The organism is Shewanella sp. BC20 (assembly GCF_003129585.1).
Classification (GTDB): domain Bacteria; phylum Pseudomonadota; class Gammaproteobacteria; order Enterobacterales; family Shewanellaceae; genus Shewanella; species Shewanella seohaensis.
Window position 1 is genome coordinate 224,292 of sequence record NZ_NHRI01000003.1, and the last position, 17,751, is coordinate 242,042.

Sequence of the window (17,751 nt, forward strand, 5' to 3'; positions counted from 1 at the left end):
TATTGGCGTTAAAACGGGTTTTATGCCTAGGGTTTACCTAGGCATAAGCGTATTAGGCCACTGGAGTTAACTCGTTAGGTCAAATCTTGATTGGGTTGATTTTTCACCGCAATAATCGTTGCGCGTTTCGGCGCGGGGTAACCCTCGATAGTCTTAGTGATATCGTTAGGGTCAAGATATTCAACCAGTGACTCATTCGGCATCCAATCGGTTCGGCGCTGTTCGGCTAGGGCGGTGACATCGGTGTCGACACAACGTATGTCTGTGAAATCACACTTCTTTAGCCAGAGCATCAGGGCCGCGACGGATGGAATAAACCATACATTATTCATTTTCCCATATCTATCTTGAGGGACGAGTACGGCGTTTTCATCACCATCTATTACCAAAGTCTCTAACACTAATTCCCCACCCATGCGTAACTGATCACGTAATTGCAACAAGTGATCAATAGGCGAACGTCTGTGATACAAGACGCCCATGGAGAAAACCGTATCGAATGCATCCAGTGGTGGCAACTCTTCAATGCCAAGTGGCAGTAAGTGCACCGGGTGATTTTCACCACTTAGGCGCTTAACGGCTTCGAATTGGCATAAAAACAACGGTGAAGGGTCGATGCCCACCACGCGTTTTGCGCCCGCACCAAGCATGCGCCACATGTGATAACCGCTGCCACAGCCGACATCGAGCACTGTGCGGTTTTGCAAAGGAGAAATATGCGGGCTCACGCGATCCCACTTCCAATCGCTGCGCCATTCGGTATCGATATGAATGCCGTGGATATGGAATGGGCCTTTGCGCCAAGGCATAAACAAGCGCAGTAGGTTCTCAAGCTTTTCCTTTTCGCCGGGCGTGAGTTGTTCGCCTGTGCCGACTGTGACGCTGCTGACAAAGTCAACGCGATCTGGGGCAGGATAGTGCAGCTTATTGAGCACTTTTTCCCACTTGGGTAAGTTGCCGTGCTTATGTTCTCTTTGCCATTTGCCGAGAATGGCTGGCAAAGTCTCGAGCCAATGCTGCAAATTGGAATCGGCAATTTGTTGGTAAAAGGAGCTGAAACTGATCACTTGATGGCCACCATGGAAGAGAAATTAAAACATTGGAACCACAAGCTAAAGTGGCTAAACCCTTGGCGAGTCAAACGTTGCTGGTGGAGAGTTAAGGTATCGGGCTTCATCACGTTTTCGAGCGCGCTGCGCTTTTGACTGATTTCGAGCTCGCTGTAGCCATTGGCGCGTTTAAAGTCTAAGTGCAGCTCTTCGAGCACACTTTGAATAGGCGCATCATCGAAGCGAATTTTTTCCGACAGCACTAACAGACCGCCGGGATTCAAGCCATGATAAATCTTTGCGATCAGCGACTCTCTGTCCTCTGGCGGTAAAAATTGCAGGGTAAAGTTAAGCACGACTAAAGAGGCATTTTCGATGTGAATATCACGAATATCGCCGCAGATCAGCTCAACCTCAGTATCACTCACATAGGCATTGAGGTTTTCTTGGCAGCGCGTCACCATGGATTCGCTATTGTCCACGGCGATAATGCGGCAATCGCGGCCTTGGATTTGACGGCGAATACTTAAGGTGGCTGCGCCTAAAGAGCAGCCTAAATCATATACTTGGGTATTAGGCTTGACGAAACGATCCGCAAAATCGCCAATAGTATTGATAATTTGCGTATAGCCAGGCACCGAGCGGCGGATCATGTCACTAAAGACACCCGCGACACGGTTATCAAACTGGAAATCGCTAATGTGTTCGCTCGCTTGAGCGTAGATAGTATCTTGGGAAGCGTTCATCTGGGAATATCTCGAAAATTCAGCCATGCATTTTAACGAATCCCGTTGACTACCAGCAAGTCTCGGCTAGTAATTTGCCCGAAATTTCTGTCTAATATGCATCAATAACAAAGTATTTACATTGTACATCAAGTACTAGGGACCCCAGTTGAAGTTAGTGCTCCAGCTTATCGTGATCCTGTGTTGCATATTCACCAGTAACGCAGTTAACGCCAGTCAAGGACAGACTGAGTCACTGATTGTGGTGATGGGGGAAGACAGCTTTCCCTATCAGTTTGTCGACAACGACGGCGAAGCCACGGGTTTATTAGTGGATCTGTGGAAGGAATGGGGCAAGCGTACCAATACACCATTAGTGTTTGTGGCGCGCCACTGGAATGAGTCATTGCAGCAGTTGCAGCAGGGCAAAGCCCAAGTGCATATCGGCATGGGGCAGACGCCCGAACGTGAGCAATTATTTGATTTCGCGGAGCCTATCGCCGATGTCAGTACCTATCTTTACCTGCATAAATCCTTGCAGGGTAAAAAGTCCATTAAGGAACTTATTCCTTACCAAATTGGGATTGTGAGTGGCTCATCCCATGAGGCTGAGCTTCGCCGTATCGAGCCGAATTTAGTCTTCAAATATTATGAAAGCCGTGAAAAATTACTGGCGGGTGTTGCAGAGGGCGAAACGGTCGTTTTTGCAGGACTCGATGGCTATCTACGCGATCCCGCATCAAGCCAAGCAATTGCGGGCAGTTTTCCCATCAGTGCGCGTATTCCAATCAAGGCCATGCAGTTTGTCCCCGCGGTGATGAAAGGTAATCAAGCTTTAGTCGAGAAGATTAATCAGGGGTTTCATTCACTCGATGCACGTTTTGTGCAACAAACCGAGCGCCGCTGGTTAGGCTATCACGGGCAAAAGGCGGGTCTTGTGGTAGCTATGCAGCTAGGCGTCGAGCCCTTTGTCGATTTAGGTGTCGATGGCTTGCCCCATGGATTTTATGTGGATCTCTGGCAACTATGGTCGGCTAAGACCGGTATTAATGTGGATTTTATCTCGGGCGACATGAATGCCAGTGTCAATGATGTACGCCAAGGCTTAGCCGATGCGCATATTGGTTACCCTGAAAGTGACGAATTGAAAACCGGCTTAACTCGCGCATGGCAACTCTATACGGTGAAGAGTCGGCTGTTCTTATATCAGCAACAACTGACCGATTTACAGAGTTTAAAAGGCAAACGTATCGGTGTTGTGCCGACAGCGCCTTATCTTGTTGCGCTGCGTAAAGCGTTGCCCGATGTCACGCTGCGTTATTACGAAAATATGGACAGCATGGTGGCGGGGGCGCGCTCGGGCGAGATTGCTGGCTTTGTTGCCGCGGGTGCATGGACTTCCCACTATTTATTGCAAAATAAGGCTTGGTCCGAATTTCATCAATATCCTGAGCTTGAGTTTCCGACCGATGTGTATGTACTGACCCGAAGTGACGATCCCGGCTTAACCCAGCGCATTGCTAATGGTTTTCGCAGTATTAGCATGCAGGAATTTGCCGAAGTAGAGCAGAAATGGATGCTAAATCCTAAGGATCGCATTTTTAACCAGAAGGGATTACACGGCGTTCAACTCTCAAGCAGTGAGCAAGATTACCTCTCGCAACTCGGTGAACTTAAACTCGGTTACTTGAAACAGTGGCCGCCAATGGAGTTTAGCGATGAGCAAGGCCAGTTTGCAGGGATTAACAGCGATGTCAGCCAGCTGTTAGCCGAGCAACTGCGGATTAATATTCAGCCCGTCGCCTTTGACGATTGGCACTCGCTGATTGGCGCCTTGCGTTCAGGCGAGATTGCACTGGCGGGCAGTATTGCTCAAACCGCCGAGCGCCAGCAATTTTTAACCTTTAGCGATCCCTACTGGCCATCGCCGTGGGGTTTAGTATCACAGCTTGAGCAAGTCTCGGTATTTAATCTGGCGCAATTGGCGGGGCAAAGGGTTGCGGTGGTGGAGGGGTATCATCTGGTGGCGCAACTGATGGCCTTGCAGCCCTCGCTCAAACTGGTGCTGGTGCCTGATACCCAGTCGGGACTCTCGGCGGTCAACGATGGCCATGCGGATGTGTTTATCGATAAAGTCGTGACGCTGGCCTCTGAGCTAAAAACGGGCCAATATCCGTTGCTGAAAATGTCACTCCTCAGTGACTTAGCCGATCAGCACAGCCACTTTGGACTCAATCCGCTGTATGCACCGTTGGTTCCCTTAATCAATCGCGTGTTGGCGCAAATCGATCAACATACGCAGCAACAAATTTATTCCCATTGGGTGAGTTTTTCTTTGACGACGGATAACAGTCAATATCTGCAATGGATCCGTTATTTATTACTCGGGGCGTTAGTGTTATCTGGCGTGATGGTGGCGGTTTTAGTCGTTAATCGTCGTTTGAATCTTGAGATCACCCGCCGAATTGCCGCAGAAAAGCGTTTGCAGCATGTTGCTAGTCACGATGCCTTAACCCAGTTGCCTAATAGGGCACTGTTGGATGATAGATTGTCACAGGCCTTACTTGCCCATCGGCGGGATCATGGCCATTTCGCCTTGTTGTTTATCGATTTAGATGGCTTTAAACAAATTAACGATCAATACGGTCATCCAGTGGGGGATGCACTGCTATTAAAAGTGGCGGGATTATTGACCAAAGCCATTCGCAATTCTGATACAGTGGCAAGATTCGGCGGCGATGAATTTGTGATCCTGCTAAATCGTGTGCAAGATCTCGATGCCGCGACCCAAGTTGCTGATAATATTCTGCACTCGTTATCGTCACCTTTTAGCATAGAAGGGGTGACCGTTGAGGTGGCTATCAGTATTGGCGTGGTCATTTATCCCCGCGATGGCGATACGGCCATCGAGTTAATGAAGAAAGCCGACCAACTGATGTATCAAGCCAAAACGGCGGGGGGCCGTTGCTACCGCCTAGCTTGATGGTTTTTTGAACGCTTATACGCAGATAGTGCGTTCGCCTCTAGTCAAGGGCGTAAAACTGTTTGATACTTCACCGCCTAAAAGTGAAGTACTTTGGTAATCGGCATTATTTGACTATAATGCCGCTTTTATCTCGTTTTGATTATTTCCAAAGCACCGGTTTCCGGATAAAGGATAGAGTTAGATGCGCAGTCATTATTGTGGAGACGTCAATAAGTCTCACGTTGGACAAGAAGTTACCTTGGTAGGTTGGGTTAATCGTAGCCGTGATTTGGGTGGCGTGGTCTTTTTAGATTTAAGAGACAGAGAAGGTCTGGTCCAAGTGGTTTACGATCCAGATTTACCTGAGGTGTTCAATGTGGCCAGTACGCTGCGCGCCGAGTTTTGTGTGCAGGTAAAAGGCGTGGTTCGTGCCCGTCCTGATAGCCAAGTCAACGCGCAAATGAAGACCGGCGAAATTGAAGTATTAGGTAAAGAACTGACGATTATCAACAGTTCTGAGCCGCTGCCGCTGAGCTTAGATAACTATCAAAACAACAGTGAAGAGCAGCGTCTAAAATACCGTTATTTAGATTTACGTCGCCCAGAAATGGCGCAGCGCTTAATGTTCCGCGCGAAAGTGACCAGTGCCGTGCGTCGTTTCCTCGACTCAAACGGTTTCTTAGATATCGAGACACCTATCCTGACCAAGGCGACGCCAGAAGGTGCACGTGACTATTTAGTGCCAAGCCGCACTTACAAAGGTCAATTCTTTGCGCTGCCACAATCACCACAGCTGTTTAAGCAGTTATTGATGATGTCAGGCTTTGATCGTTACTATCAAATCGTAAAATGCTTCCGTGACGAAGACTTACGTGCTGACCGTCAGCCAGAATTTACTCAAATCGATATCGAAACCTCATTTATGACGTCTGAGCAGGTGATGGCTAAGACCGAAGAAATGATGCGCGGTCTGTTCCTTGAAATGCTGAACGTCGATTTAGGCGAATTCCCACGTATGACCTATAACGAAGCTATGCGTCGTTTCGGTTCAGATAAGCCAGATTTACGTAACCCATTAGAACTGGTTGACGTCGCTGACTTGCTCAAAGAAGTGGAGTTTGCGGTATTCTCAGGCCCAGCTAATGACGAAGAAGGTCGTGTTGCGGCGCTGCGTATTCCAGGTGGCGCGAGCTTATCCCGTAAGCAAATCGATGATTACACTAAGTTCGTCGGTATTTACGGTGCTAAAGGTTTAGCGTGGATGAAGCTAAACGACCTGACACAAGGGTTAGAAGGCATTCAATCACCTGTGCTCAAGTTCTTGAACGAAGGCATTGTGAACGAAATTATCAGCCGCACTGGCGCACAAACTGGCGATATCATCCTGTTTGGTGCCGATACCGCGACTGTGGTTGCTGAATCTATGGGCGCACTGCGTCTAAAAGCCGGTGAAGACTTTAATCTGCTCGAAGGTCAATGGCGCCCACTGTGGGTGGTTGACTTCCCAATGTTTGAGAAGATCAACGGCAGCTTCCACGCGGTTCACCATCCGTTTACTGCGCCACGCGGCGTGACACCACAAGAGCTGGAAGCCAATCCGGCTAACCGTGTGTCAGATGCCTACGACATGGTATTAAACGGCTGTGAATTAGGTGGTGGTTCAGTTCGTATCCACAACCAAGAGATGCAATCTGCGGTATTCCGTATTCTTGGCATTACCGATGAAGAAGCGAAAGAGAAATTCGGCTTCTTACTCGAAGCGCTGCGCTACGGTACGCCGCCACATGCGGGTCTGGCATTCGGTTTAGACCGTATTATCATGCTGATGACGGGCGCAAGCTCAATCCGTGATGTGATGGCTTTCCCGAAAACCACCACAGCTGCGTGTCCGTTAACCAATGCCCCAGGTTTTGCTAACCCACAACAATTAGCTGAACTAGGTATTTCCGTGGTGAAAGCCGCGAAGACTGAAGACTAATCTTTAGTATTTATCGAGTACCGAGGCGCAAGCCTCGGTCTATTTTTACCCCGTCATTTCATTTCTTATCAATATCTGCGTTATCGACGTCACTGAATTTGCCGTCAATCTTTGTGTAAAGGAACATTGGCTGTTGGAACCTCACAAGAGGCGTCGTCAAGGTTACCTTAGGCTATTGATAAGATGTGCAATGGCTATGTGTAGAGGAGAACTCCCATGGCAGGTCATAGTAAGTGGGCCAACATTAAACACCGCAAAGCAGCGCAAGATGCCAAACGCGGTAAACTCTTTACCAAATTTATCCGCGAGTTAACGGTTTCTGCCCGTGAAGGTGGCTCGGATCCCGATTCAAACCCGCGTCTGCGTATCGCTATCGATAAAGCGCTTGGCGGCAATATGACCCGCGACACCATTGAGCGTGCAATTAAACGTGGCGCCGGTGAGCTTGAAGGTCAGCAACTCGAAACCATTATTTACGAAGGCTATGGTCCGGGCGGCACCGCTGTGATGGTCGAGACCATGACAGATAACCGTAACCGTACCGTGAGCGGCGTGCGTAATGCCTTTAGTAAATCGGGTGGGAACTTAGGGACCGATGGTTCGGTTGCCTATTTGTTCACTAAGCGCGGCGTGCTGTCTTATGCGCCGGGTACAGATGAAGACGCCCTGATGGACGCGGCGCTAGAAGCAGGCGCCGAAGATGTGGTGAGTTACGATGATGGTGCAATTGACGTATTTACCGAACCGACCGAGTTTTATGGGGTGAAAGATGCCCTCGATGCGGCGGGATTTGTCAGTGATAACGCCGAAATCGCGATGATAGCCTCGACTAAAGCGGAGTTAGATGCCGAGACGGCGGAGAAGTTTATGCGTCTTATCGATACCCTCGAAGAGCACGATGATGTGCAAGAGGTGTATCATAATGCCGAAATCTCCGATGAGATTATGGAAAGTTTAGGGTAAACCTAAGCTGTCATTTGATTTTTATCTTAGTAGGTGGCCGGAACTGAGCTCGCCAGAGCTTGGTTTTTACATAGAGCAGTTCTTACATAGAGCAAGCGTTTAACACTGAGCTTTGAACCAGCGTTTAGACACCGCATCTTGCTTATAGGGTCACCTTAGATTTACCTTTGATTTATTGATGTTTTTTGCGCTGTTGCTCGGCTTATAACCGCCGTTATCTAGGTTGAATTAAGTCGAGCACAGACATTAGGGATAGCATGGCGATTATTTTAGGGGTTGACCCAGGTTCTCGGATCACAGGTTACGGCGTTATCCAATGCCAAGGGCGGCAGCAACTTTATTTGGGTAGCGGCTGCATTCGCACCTCGGGCGAGGATTTACCATTAAGACTCAAGCAAATCTTTGATGGGATCAGTGAAATTATTCGCCAATACCAACCCGATGAATTTGCGATTGAGCGGGTGTTTCTCGCCAAGAATGCCGACTCGGCCTTGAAATTGGGCCAAGCCCGTGGTGCGGCCATCGTGGCCGCGACAGTGGCCAACTTACCCGTTGCCGAATACAGTGCCACCCAAATTAAGAATGCGGTGGTCGGAACGGGACGAGCCAAGAAAGAACAGGTTCAACATATGATCCAGCAATTGCTAAAGCTGCCCGCGGCGCCACAGGCCGACGCTGCGGATGCGCTCGGCGTTGCGGTATGTCATTATCACACCAATCAAAGTTTGGTCGCCTTAAGCGGCCGAGCGACAACAAGAACATATGGACGGTACAGATGATAGGTCGTTTACGTGGCGTGTTAATTGAAAAGCAAGCGCCAGAGGTGTTGATTGATGTCAATGGCGTGGGGTACGAGTTACAGATGCCCCTCACCAGCTTCTATGAACTCCCCGAGGTCAATCAACCGACCACAGTGTATACCCATTTTGTGGTGCGTGAAGATGCCCAGCTGCTTTACGGCTTTATCACTAAACAAGAGCGCTCACTGTTTCGTTTGCTTATCAAGGCCAACGGTGTGGGTCCTAAACTGGCGTTAACCATTCTTTCTGGCATGACCGCCAGCGAGTTTGTGGGGTGTGTCGAGCGTGATGATATAGTGACATTGGTGAAATTACCCGGTGTTGGTAAAAAGACTGCCGAACGTTTATTGGTTGAGATGCGCGATAAATTGAAGAGTTTAATGGAAGCATCCGTAGGCTCTGAGCGTGAGTTTGTGCTGCAATCTAACTATTCACCGGCTCCTACGGTCAACAGTGCCGAAGAGGATGCAATTTCAGCCTTGATCTCCCTCGGCTATAAACCACCACAGGCGAGTAAAGCCGTTTCTGCCGCCTATAAAGAAGGCATGGACAGTGAGACCTTGATTAAGGCCGCGTTAAAATCGATGCTCTAATGGCATGGTTTTCATTGAGGCTAGTGTTATATTGCGGTACGCGATTTTTGCAGCCAGTTAGGTTGCAACTGCACCAAAATAGCAAGTGCCGTATGCCGATGCGGTAACAGGAATAGGTAAATGATTGAAGCAGATAGACTGATCCAGCCGCAGCTGCAAGGTCAAGATGATGTTATCGACAGGGCCATGCGCCCTAAATTGCTCGATGAATATACTGGGCAGGATGATACGCGTGCCCAATTAAAAGTGTTTATTCAAGCAGCTAAAAATCGCGAAGAGGCTCTAGATCATATGTTGATCTACGGCCCGCCGGGGTTAGGTAAAACCACCTTAGCCATGATCGTGGCTAATGAAATGGGGGTGAACATCAAATCGACGTCGGGACCTGTGCTCGAGAAAGCTGGGGACTTGGCGGCGCTGCTCACCAATCTTGAGGCGGGGGATGTGCTTTTTATCGATGAAATTCACCGCTTAAGTCCTGTCGTCGAAGAAATTCTGTATCCTGCGATGGAAGACTATCAGCTGGATATTATGATCGGTGAAGGGCCTGCTGCACGCTCAATTAAGTTGGACCTACCGCCTTTTACCTTAGTGGGTGCGACCACGCGGGCAGGGGCGTTAACCTCTCCGCTAAGGGCGCGTTTTGGCATTCCACTGCGGCTCGAGTTTTATAATGTTAAAGATTTAAGCACCATTGTGACCCGTTCGGCGCAGGTGATGGGATTGGCCATTGATAGTGAAGGGGCCTCCGAAATTGCCAAACGCTCACGGGGAACACCGAGGATCGCCAACCGTTTACTGCGCCGAGTGCGTGACTATGCGGAAGTGAAACACGACGGCGCTGTAACGCAAAAAGTCGCGGAGCAGGCGCTTGATTTGCTCGATGTCGATGGCGAAGGTTTCGATTATATGGATCGAAAACTGCTGCTTGCCATTATCGATAAGTTTATGGGAGGCCCTGTAGGGCTTGATAACCTCGCCGCGGCTATTGGTGAGGAGCGTGAAACCATTGAAGATGTATTGGAGCCTTTCCTTATCCAACAAGGCTTTATCCAAAGAACGCCACGTGGGCGCATTGCCACAACCAGAGCCTATCTGCATTTTGGCATGATAAAACCAGAGTAACATCCAAGAAGGATGACCTTGTTAACAAAAAGCGGCCTTGGCCGCTTTTTATTTTTACCGATTTTATTATTGTCCTTTTTGTCACCAGATAATGTTGCCGCTAGAACGAACCACATCCAAATCATCAAGATGAATATTATTTAATGAATGGCGGTTTCACTTAATTGACTATGACGCAGACTAGTCATTGGAGTGCTGTTTTTATTTAAGTTTATTCGGTTAAATAATAATCTTATTTTGTTTATAAATAATATTTAATCTAATGAATTAACAATAATAAAACAAATGTATTTATATGTTGAGTTGAAACAACTCGAAATGACATTTGTATTGTTTATAAAAACAGCATTCAGAGTAGGGTGGTTCAACGCTTTCTTATTCCGTAGATGCTGTTTATTTCCGCTTTTTAACCCTTATCTCATCCTAAAGCACCTCATATTTATGCTTGTTCCAAATTGGCGATGAATTGTTGCATTTGTGTGTATTGCACACTTGCGGTGCATAAAAATCACAATTTATTCATTTTGTATCAGTGTGCGCTGTGAAATCCCTGATTTTTACACGATTCCTTCTGTTGCAATGATTACCAATATGCATATTTCTTCATAATTAATCGACACATTATTCTGTGCGTCAGATAGTTGCTCACTGAAAAAGTGTGATCCATATCACACTTCTGAGGTTGTCACATGTTTATTAAATGTTATTTTTTTAACAGTTTTAATCGCTGTTAATTACTGGGTTATACGGTTTTTAATGCTGTAAATAGAAGTGAATTAGCATTCAAGGTTGTAATTAAACAAATATCTTACAATAAGGGGTAAAATAATAAACAAAATAGTTTTTAAGGTTAAAAAAATGAATATTGACTGAATGAAAGTGAATCCTCAGTATCAAGCGCAACAGTCGTACAGCAAATTGTTGTACAAGCTGTAAGCATAAAAATAATAGTAAGATCTAGGGAGCATTCATTCATGATCAAAAGAACCAAAGTTGCGTCGGCTATTAATTTAGCTGTCGTTAGCTCAATTGCTGCTGGTACCTTTGTAGCATCAAGCGCATTTGCAGCTGAAGAAACTGCAAAAGTTGAGCGTATTGAAGTCACGGGTTCACGTATTCAACGTCAAGATATGGAAACAGCTTCTCCTGTTACCGTTATTGATGCTGCTGCAATCAAAGCCGAAGGCTTTACCTCTGTAGACCAAATGCTACAAGTTCAAACCTCTATGGCGGGTGCAGCGGTAGGCTCAACCACGAACAATGGTGCCGACGGTGTTGCACAAGTTGACTTACGTGGTATGGGCTCACAACGTACTCTCGTACTATTAAACGGCCGTCGCATGGTGAACTCAGGTTCAGGTGCTAACAGTTCAGTGGATTTAAACTCTATCCCAGTTGCTATGATCGCTCGCGTTGAAATCCTGAAAGACGGCGCTTCAGCGGTATACGGTTCTGATGCGATTGCCGGCGTAGTGAACATCATCACCAAAAAAGATTTTGAAGGTTTCCAGTTTGATATGAACGGTAGTGGTACCGACAAAGGTGACGGTCAAAACGGTGACGCCAGTATATTATATGGCTTTAATACTGATGGTGGTAACTACACCTTTGGTGCAGCTTACTCAGACCGTCGTGGTGTAGTCCAAAGTGACCGTAGCTGGACCGAGCCAGGTAACAGTTCGTTCGTTGGAAATGGTGGCATTGTCGGCAACAGATTAGATGCTGATGGGAATCCGATCTATGATGTAAAAGGTAATGTAAAGCAGCAAGTTAAGACTTTCCAAGATGGAGAGTGGAAACCTCTATCTCAGGGATATGATTTTACAAAAGATAGCTTTTACCAAACACCAAGTGAGCGTCGTAGCTTATTTGCCAACATGACGCAAGAACTGGGTAATGATGTTGTCTTAACTGCTGACGCTATTTATACAAATCGTCGTTCAAGTCAGCAACTAGCAGCACAACCAGCGGATATTATGCTGGATGTCTGTGGTGTAGGTACTACTTCTGACAAATGTTTGGTACTTGATTCTGCAATGATTGCAGGTGGTATTGAAGCTGATGATAGAGGCAAAGTGAACTACCGTCGTCGTACTACAGATGTAGGTCCTCGTATTTATTCACAAGACACTGATACTTGGCGCCTATCGACTGGTTTAGCGGGTACTTTAGATGTCCATACTGGGATGAATTGGGATTTATCTTACACCTATGGTAAAAACCAAGCGAAAACCACTGTAGAAAACTCAATTAATGCTGCAGCAACAGAGGCTTCTATTTATTCTAATACGAATGCATGGTTAACAGGTGTTCCTTTAACTGCAGACATTATAGAAGATATTAGTTTTGTTGAAGACACTAAGGGTGGTAACGAACAACAGACACTATCAGCTGGATTAAATGGTGAGTTATTCGATCTGAGCGCTGGTGCGGTAGGCTTTGCTATCGGTGCAGAATACCGTCGTGAAAGTGGTTTCTATACGCCAGACGAAGTGGTTATCGCAGGTGAGAGTACTTCTGCTCAGCAAGATCCTACTGATGGTAACTATAATGTGGTTTCTTTCTTCCAAGAAGTCAGTATTCCATTTACCGAAAAACTGACGGGCGAATTTGCTCTGCGTTTTGACGATTACTCAACCTTTGGTAAAGCGACTACTTGGAAAATCGGTTTAACTTATAATGCAACTGATGAGCTGATGGTTCGTTCTGTTGCAGCAACAGGTTTCCGGGCGCCGAGTGTTGCCGAATTATATGGTGGCAACTCAGGATCTTTTGATTATTTAACTGATCCATGGGGTAATGAATTAGATCCTCAAATCTTAGTAAACTATATTTCTGATGATAATTTAAAACCAGAAGAGTCTGAGTCTTACACTTTTGGTTTAGTATACTCACCTAGTTATGTTGATGGAATGTCGTTAACATTAGACTACTGGCGTTTCAAGTTGACTGATGCAATTGCTCGTATGGATGTACAGACCGGTCTTAATGCTTGCTTTGCTGGTGACACTACAGCCTGTGAGACATTCAAGATTGGTGCAAATGGTGATTTAACAAATCTTTCTAGTGCATTAACGAATGTTGGCTCACAAGATACCAGCGGCATCGATTTCAACTTGGCCTACAATTTCGAATTGTTAGGTCTAGATTGGAAAGTTAACAACGATATGACTTATCTGGCTAAATTCGAACAAGATGGTGAAGATTATACTGGTACTATCGACGGTAACTTCGGAGCTTATGCTCGCGTACGTAATAATTTCAGCATTTCTGTAGGTCAAGATGATTGGAGCGTAATGTACTTCAACCGTTATATTGGTTCGATGAAAGATTACTATACTGACTATGATGCAAATCTAGATGCATTTACTGCTGTAGCAAATGTAGACTCAATTATTTACCACAATATCTCTGGTACATACCATGTTAACGACAGCACAACTGTAAGCTTAGGCGTGAAGAACTTTACCGATGAGAAACCATTGACCGTATCTAACGGTAGTGATGGCGGTACTGTTCCAGAAGTTTACGACACTATCGGCCGTACTATTTACGGTGGTGTAACTGTTAAGTTCTAATATTAACTAGAACTCAGCCTAAAAAAGCGCCTTCGGGCGCTTTTTTGTTTTGGTGCAAAAGGTTACAAGTGGTTATCTATTGCTGCCAACTTGATCACAATTAAGCTAAAACTGATTTTTAATCATCTTCTAACGCTAGAGACATATTTTTAGTTATGGTAACATAAATGATATTGATTCTCGTTTGGTGTTTAGGGATGAGTAAAATACTGTTAGTCGATGATGATCCATTATTCAGAGTTTGGTTAACTGAGGCGCTGAAAACACAGGGACATGAGGTTGAATGTGCCGTAAATGGCATTGAAGGGCTGAAACGGATCCGCAGCTTTATGCCCGACATTATTATGCTCGATCTGGTGATGCCACAAATGGATGGTTTTTCCCTATTAGAGGCGAGAGACTGTATGACGCCGATCATGATGCTCTCTGCCCGTGACAACGAGGAAGATAGGATCAGAAGTTACGAGCTTGGTGCGGATGATTTTTTGACAAAGCCTTTTAGCATTAAAGAATTATTAGTGCGTCTGCATGCTCTAGAGCGGCGATTGTCTCCACGTCCCATGGCACAAATGGCAATCGATCAGGCGACCGCTCAGCCAGTCAAATTCGATGAAGCCGCCTATAGGATCACCATAGGTAAAAATGCCGTGGAACTGACGCAAACCGAGTTTAGGCTGTTTAAATATCTGTTCGAGCGTAAAGGGCAAGTGATCACTAAGCAGGAATTGCAAAAATCGGTGTTGCAGAAGGACTTAGGCCGATTCGATCGCAATTTAGATATGCATATCAGTAACACGCGGCGCAAACTGGCAAATACCCGTTTACCGCGGACATTAATCAACACGGTCCGTGGTCAAGGATACAGTTTTTCTGCTTGATGTGTAGTGAAAGGCTAACAAACTTGGCACTGATGAATTAAAGCGCGACTGCTGGCTTCTTAGGCAATTTTAGTCGCTTTCATTTTCCCCTGATACGGATTTGGTTTATTCTAACGGGCATTAAAGTAGATGTGCATTTAGCATCATTACCCTCACATGAATAACCAAGTAGGAATCATTATGCGGATCAGTGCCAATTTTGATGGCGGAAATATCCAAGTCATTAATCTTGATAATAAAGACGATATTCAACTGGCAATCCGCCCCGATGCGGGCGGTGAGTTTTATCAATGGTTCAACTTCCGGTTCGAAGGTGAGGTGGGTAATCAATACACATTGAATATCATCAATGCGGGTACGGCTTCCTATCCTAAGGGCTGGCAAGATTATCATGCGGTTGCCAGTTACGATCGCCAACATTGGTTCCGTGTGCCAACCCAATATATCGACGGCAAACTAAGCATTCAGTTAGCGCTTGATTGTGATGCGATTCAAATCGCATACTTTGCGCCCTACAGCTATGAGCGTCATTTAGATCTTCTCAGCAACGCACAATTGCATCCCGATGTTAATCTTGAGCATTTAGGATTGACCTTAGATGGCCGTGATATCACCCTGATGAAAGTGGGCGATGGTAATCCTGATAAACGCAATATTTGGATCACCGCGAGGCAACATCCCGGTGAAACCATGGCGGAATGGTTAGTCGAAGGCTTAGTGAATCGTCTGTTGGATAATGATTGTCCAACGGCAAAAGCGCTGCTCGATAAAGCGAATTTTTACATTGTGCCTAACATGAACCCGGATGGCAGCGTAAGAGGTCATCTGCGTACCAATGCGATTGGGGTTAACCTTAACCGTGAATGGCAAACCCCGAGCTTAGAAAGAAGCCCTGAGGTCTACCATGTAGTGCATAAGATGCAGCAAACGGGCGTAGATTTATTTTACGATGTCCATGGTGATGAAGGTCTGCCCTATGTATTCCTCGCGGGTTGTGAGGGTGTGCCAGCTTACAATGAGCGATTGGCACAGCTGCAAGCAGACTTTAGTCAGGCATTAACCTTAGCCAGTGCCGATTTCCAAACCGAGTTTGGTTACGCTAAAGACGAACCTGGTCAAGCCAACTTGACCGTGGCCTCTAATTGGGTTGCGCAAACCTTCGATTGCTTATCGAACACCTTAGAAATGCCTTTTAAAGACAACAACAATCTGCAGGATCCATTTGTGGGTTGGTCACCAGAGCGCAGTATTTATTTAGGCGAAGCGTCATTGATTGCCATGCTCGCCGTGGTTGACAAGTTAAGATAGGTGCGACTATGGCATTAATCGAATGTCCAATCTGCCGTAAACGTATGTCGAGCAAAGCGCCAGCTTGCCCGCATTGTGAGGCAAAAACCAATGGTGACAATAGCTCGCTCGCACGGATCAGTCATATCCAAAAATCCAGCAGCTTAATGAACCAAAGCTTTGTCGCCATGACGCTGTTTATTGCGGGGGTTGTGATTTGGTTTTGGGGCGGTGAGCCCGCTGAAGGCTTGCGCGCGACCATTGGCGCCATCTGTTTTGTCTTTGGTTTTGTGGGCTATTTAATTACCCGCGTTAGAATCGTATTACATAAGCGAAAGAGTGTATGACCGACATTAATCAAGTAATCGACCAAATGCCCGAAGAAGTCTATGAAAGGCTGCGTAGCGCCGCTGAATTAGGCAAATGGGAAGATGGCACAGTATTGACCGAAGCCCAGCGAGAATCGACCCTACAAGTGGTGATGCTCTATCAGGCGCGCCGCTTAGATCAAACTGAGCATTTCACCATAGCTGCCGGTGGAAAATTAAATGAGCTGTCGAAGGCGGAGTTGAAGAAACAATTCCGTGGCGAGTCGATTGCCGAGTTTAAAGCTGACGAACTGTAATCGCAGAAGTTGATGCTTAAACAACAAAAAGCCCACTAATGTGGGCTTTTTCATGTGCAGCGTTTCGATACTTAGTCGGGGCTGAGCTCACCAACCAAGTTTTGCAACATAGCCGCTTTGATTTCGCTCGGTTTTAGGTTTTTCGAGAGTAGGTAATGCAACTTAGCCAGTGCAGCCTCAATGGTCATGTCTGCACCACTGATCACCCCCGCTTTGGCGAGGGCATTGCCCGTAGCGTAACCGCCCATATTCACTTTGCCTTGGAAACATTGAGTTAGATTCACTAACACAATTCCACGCTCATCCGCTTGCTTTAGAGTATCGAGTAATGCTTTATCTTGCGGTGCATTGCCCACGCCAAAGGTCAGTAAAATGAGCGCCTTAACGGGTTGCTGCAGAATGTTCTCAAAAATTTGCGTTGAAATGCCAGGATAGAGAGTCACCACACCGACGGGCTGCGGGCTGATATTAGCGACTTCTAACGGTTTATCGCTTGGCGTGGCAATTTTACCTGCACGCAGATTAATTTTGATCCCCGCTTCAAGCAGTAAGGGGAAGTTTGGCGAGGCAAAGGCATCGAAGCCATCGGCGTGGGCTTTGGTGGAGCGATTGCCACGGAAAAGTTTGTTATTAAAGAATAAACACACTTCCGCCACTGGATAGTTGGCGGCGATATACAAAGAGTTGAGCAGGTTGGTTTGACCGTCGGATCTCAGCTGTGCCAAAGGAATTTGGGAGCCGGTGACAATAACAGGCTTTGACAGGCCTTGGAGCATAAAGGATAAGGCCGATGCAGTGTAGGCCATGGTATCTGTGCCGTGGAGGATCACAAAGCCATCATACTTATCGTAATTGGCCTTGATATCATCGGCGATCATTTGCCAGTCGGTCGGAGCCATGTTTGATGAGTCGATGAGCGGGCAGTACTCGTGGATCACAAACTCAGGCATTTCGTCATGGTAAAACTCGGGCATGGATTGGACGCATTGGGTCAAAAAACCTGCCACCGGTGCAAAGCCATTTGAGGTTTTTTGCATGCCTATGGTGCCGCCCGTATAGGCGACGTAAATGGAGCGTTTAGTCATTCTTGTCGTTATCTTAGCTGCAAGTGAGCTAATTATACGATTTTGCAGGCATAAACCCAATAAAAAAGCCCGAGATATCGGGCTTTTGTGTCTTTCATCT

Annotated in this window: 14 protein-coding genes; 11 read left to right on the forward strand and 3 right to left on the reverse strand. The window is 46.5% G+C overall.

The window, feature by feature from the left end; translation table 11 throughout:
- Positions 1-74: 74 nt before the first annotated feature.
- Both cmoB and cmoA read right to left on the reverse strand, forming a co-directional pair.
- Complete coding sequence (gene cmoB / locus CBX96_RS05210; RefSeq protein WP_011622666.1) at positions 75-1,067, reverse strand: tRNA 5-methoxyuridine(34)/uridine 5-oxyacetic acid(34) synthase CmoB; 993 nt, start codon at positions 1,065-1,067, stop codon at positions 75-77.
- Positions 1,064-1,795, reverse strand: coding sequence for a carboxy-S-adenosyl-L-methionine synthase CmoA (gene cmoA, locus CBX96_RS05215; RefSeq protein ID WP_109285961.1), 732 nt, complete (start codon positions 1,793-1,795; stop codon positions 1,064-1,066). The genes cmoB and cmoA overlap by 4 nt, the downstream gene beginning before the upstream one ends.
- Before the next feature lie 148 nt (positions 1,796-1,943).
- Here cmoA and CBX96_RS05220 point away from each other — a divergent pair, with 148 nt between their 5' ends.
- The 11 genes from CBX96_RS05220 (at position 1,944) to CBX96_RS05270 (ending at position 16,566) form a co-directional block, all read left to right on the forward strand.
- Positions 1,944-4,757 carry a diguanylate cyclase domain-containing protein gene (locus CBX96_RS05220; protein WP_109285962.1) on the forward strand — a complete coding sequence of 938 codons (2,814 nt, stop codon included), beginning with the start codon at positions 1,944-1,946 and terminating at the stop codon, positions 4,755-4,757.
- Between the two features lie 184 nt (positions 4,758-4,941).
- Complete coding sequence (gene aspS, locus CBX96_RS05225; RefSeq protein WP_109285963.1) at positions 4,942-6,717, forward strand: aspartate--tRNA ligase; 1,776 nt, start codon at positions 4,942-4,944, stop codon at positions 6,715-6,717.
- Positions 6,718-6,933: 216 nt separating this feature from the next.
- Positions 6,934-7,680 carry a YebC/PmpR family DNA-binding transcriptional regulator gene (locus tag CBX96_RS05230; RefSeq protein WP_011622670.1) on the forward strand — a complete coding sequence of 249 codons (747 nt, stop codon included), beginning with the start codon at positions 6,934-6,936 and terminating at the stop codon, positions 7,678-7,680.
- 257 nt (positions 7,681-7,937) lie between these two features.
- A complete protein-coding gene (gene ruvC / locus CBX96_RS05235; protein WP_011622671.1) occupies positions 7,938-8,459 on the forward strand; it encodes a crossover junction endodeoxyribonuclease RuvC in 522 nt (173 codons plus the stop codon).
- Entirely contained in the window at positions 8,456-9,073 is a 618-nt protein-coding gene (ruvA, locus tag CBX96_RS05240) for a Holliday junction branch migration protein RuvA (RefSeq protein WP_011626232.1), read from the forward strand. Before ruvC ends, ruvA begins: the two co-directional genes overlap by 4 nt.
- Before the next feature lie 120 nt (positions 9,074-9,193).
- Positions 9,194-10,198, forward strand: a complete 1,005-nt coding sequence (ruvB, locus tag CBX96_RS05245; RefSeq protein WP_109285964.1) for a Holliday junction branch migration DNA helicase RuvB — start codon at positions 9,194-9,196, stop codon at positions 10,196-10,198.
- 974 nt (positions 10,199-11,172) lie between these two features.
- Complete coding sequence (locus CBX96_RS05250; RefSeq protein WP_109285965.1) at positions 11,173-13,776, forward strand: TonB-dependent siderophore receptor; 2,604 nt, start codon at positions 11,173-11,175, stop codon at positions 13,774-13,776.
- Between the two features lie 197 nt (positions 13,777-13,973).
- Positions 13,974-14,654, forward strand: a complete 681-nt coding sequence (locus CBX96_RS05255) for a response regulator transcription factor (protein ID WP_109285966.1) — start codon at positions 13,974-13,976, stop codon at positions 14,652-14,654.
- Positions 14,655-14,834: 180 nt separating this feature from the next.
- The gene (locus CBX96_RS05260) at positions 14,835-15,962 is read left to right on the forward strand and encodes a M14-type cytosolic carboxypeptidase (RefSeq protein WP_011716955.1); all 1,128 of its coding nucleotides are present in this window, start codon (positions 14,835-14,837) and stop codon (positions 15,960-15,962) included.
- An 8-nt stretch (positions 15,963-15,970) separates the two neighbouring features.
- Positions 15,971-16,288, forward strand: coding sequence for a hypothetical protein (locus CBX96_RS05265; RefSeq protein ID WP_039977219.1), 318 nt, complete (start codon positions 15,971-15,973; stop codon positions 16,286-16,288).
- Complete coding sequence (locus CBX96_RS05270; protein ID WP_011716957.1) at positions 16,285-16,566, forward strand: YeaC family protein; 282 nt, start codon at positions 16,285-16,287, stop codon at positions 16,564-16,566. The genes CBX96_RS05265 and CBX96_RS05270 overlap by 4 nt, the downstream gene beginning before the upstream one ends.
- Positions 16,567-16,637: 71 nt before the next feature.
- Here the strand turns inward: CBX96_RS05270 and ansA are convergent, their stop codons facing one another.
- Complete coding sequence (gene ansA, locus CBX96_RS05275; protein ID WP_109285967.1) at positions 16,638-17,651, reverse strand: asparaginase; 1,014 nt, start codon at positions 17,649-17,651, stop codon at positions 16,638-16,640.
- Between the last annotated feature and the right edge of the window lie 100 nt (positions 17,652-17,751).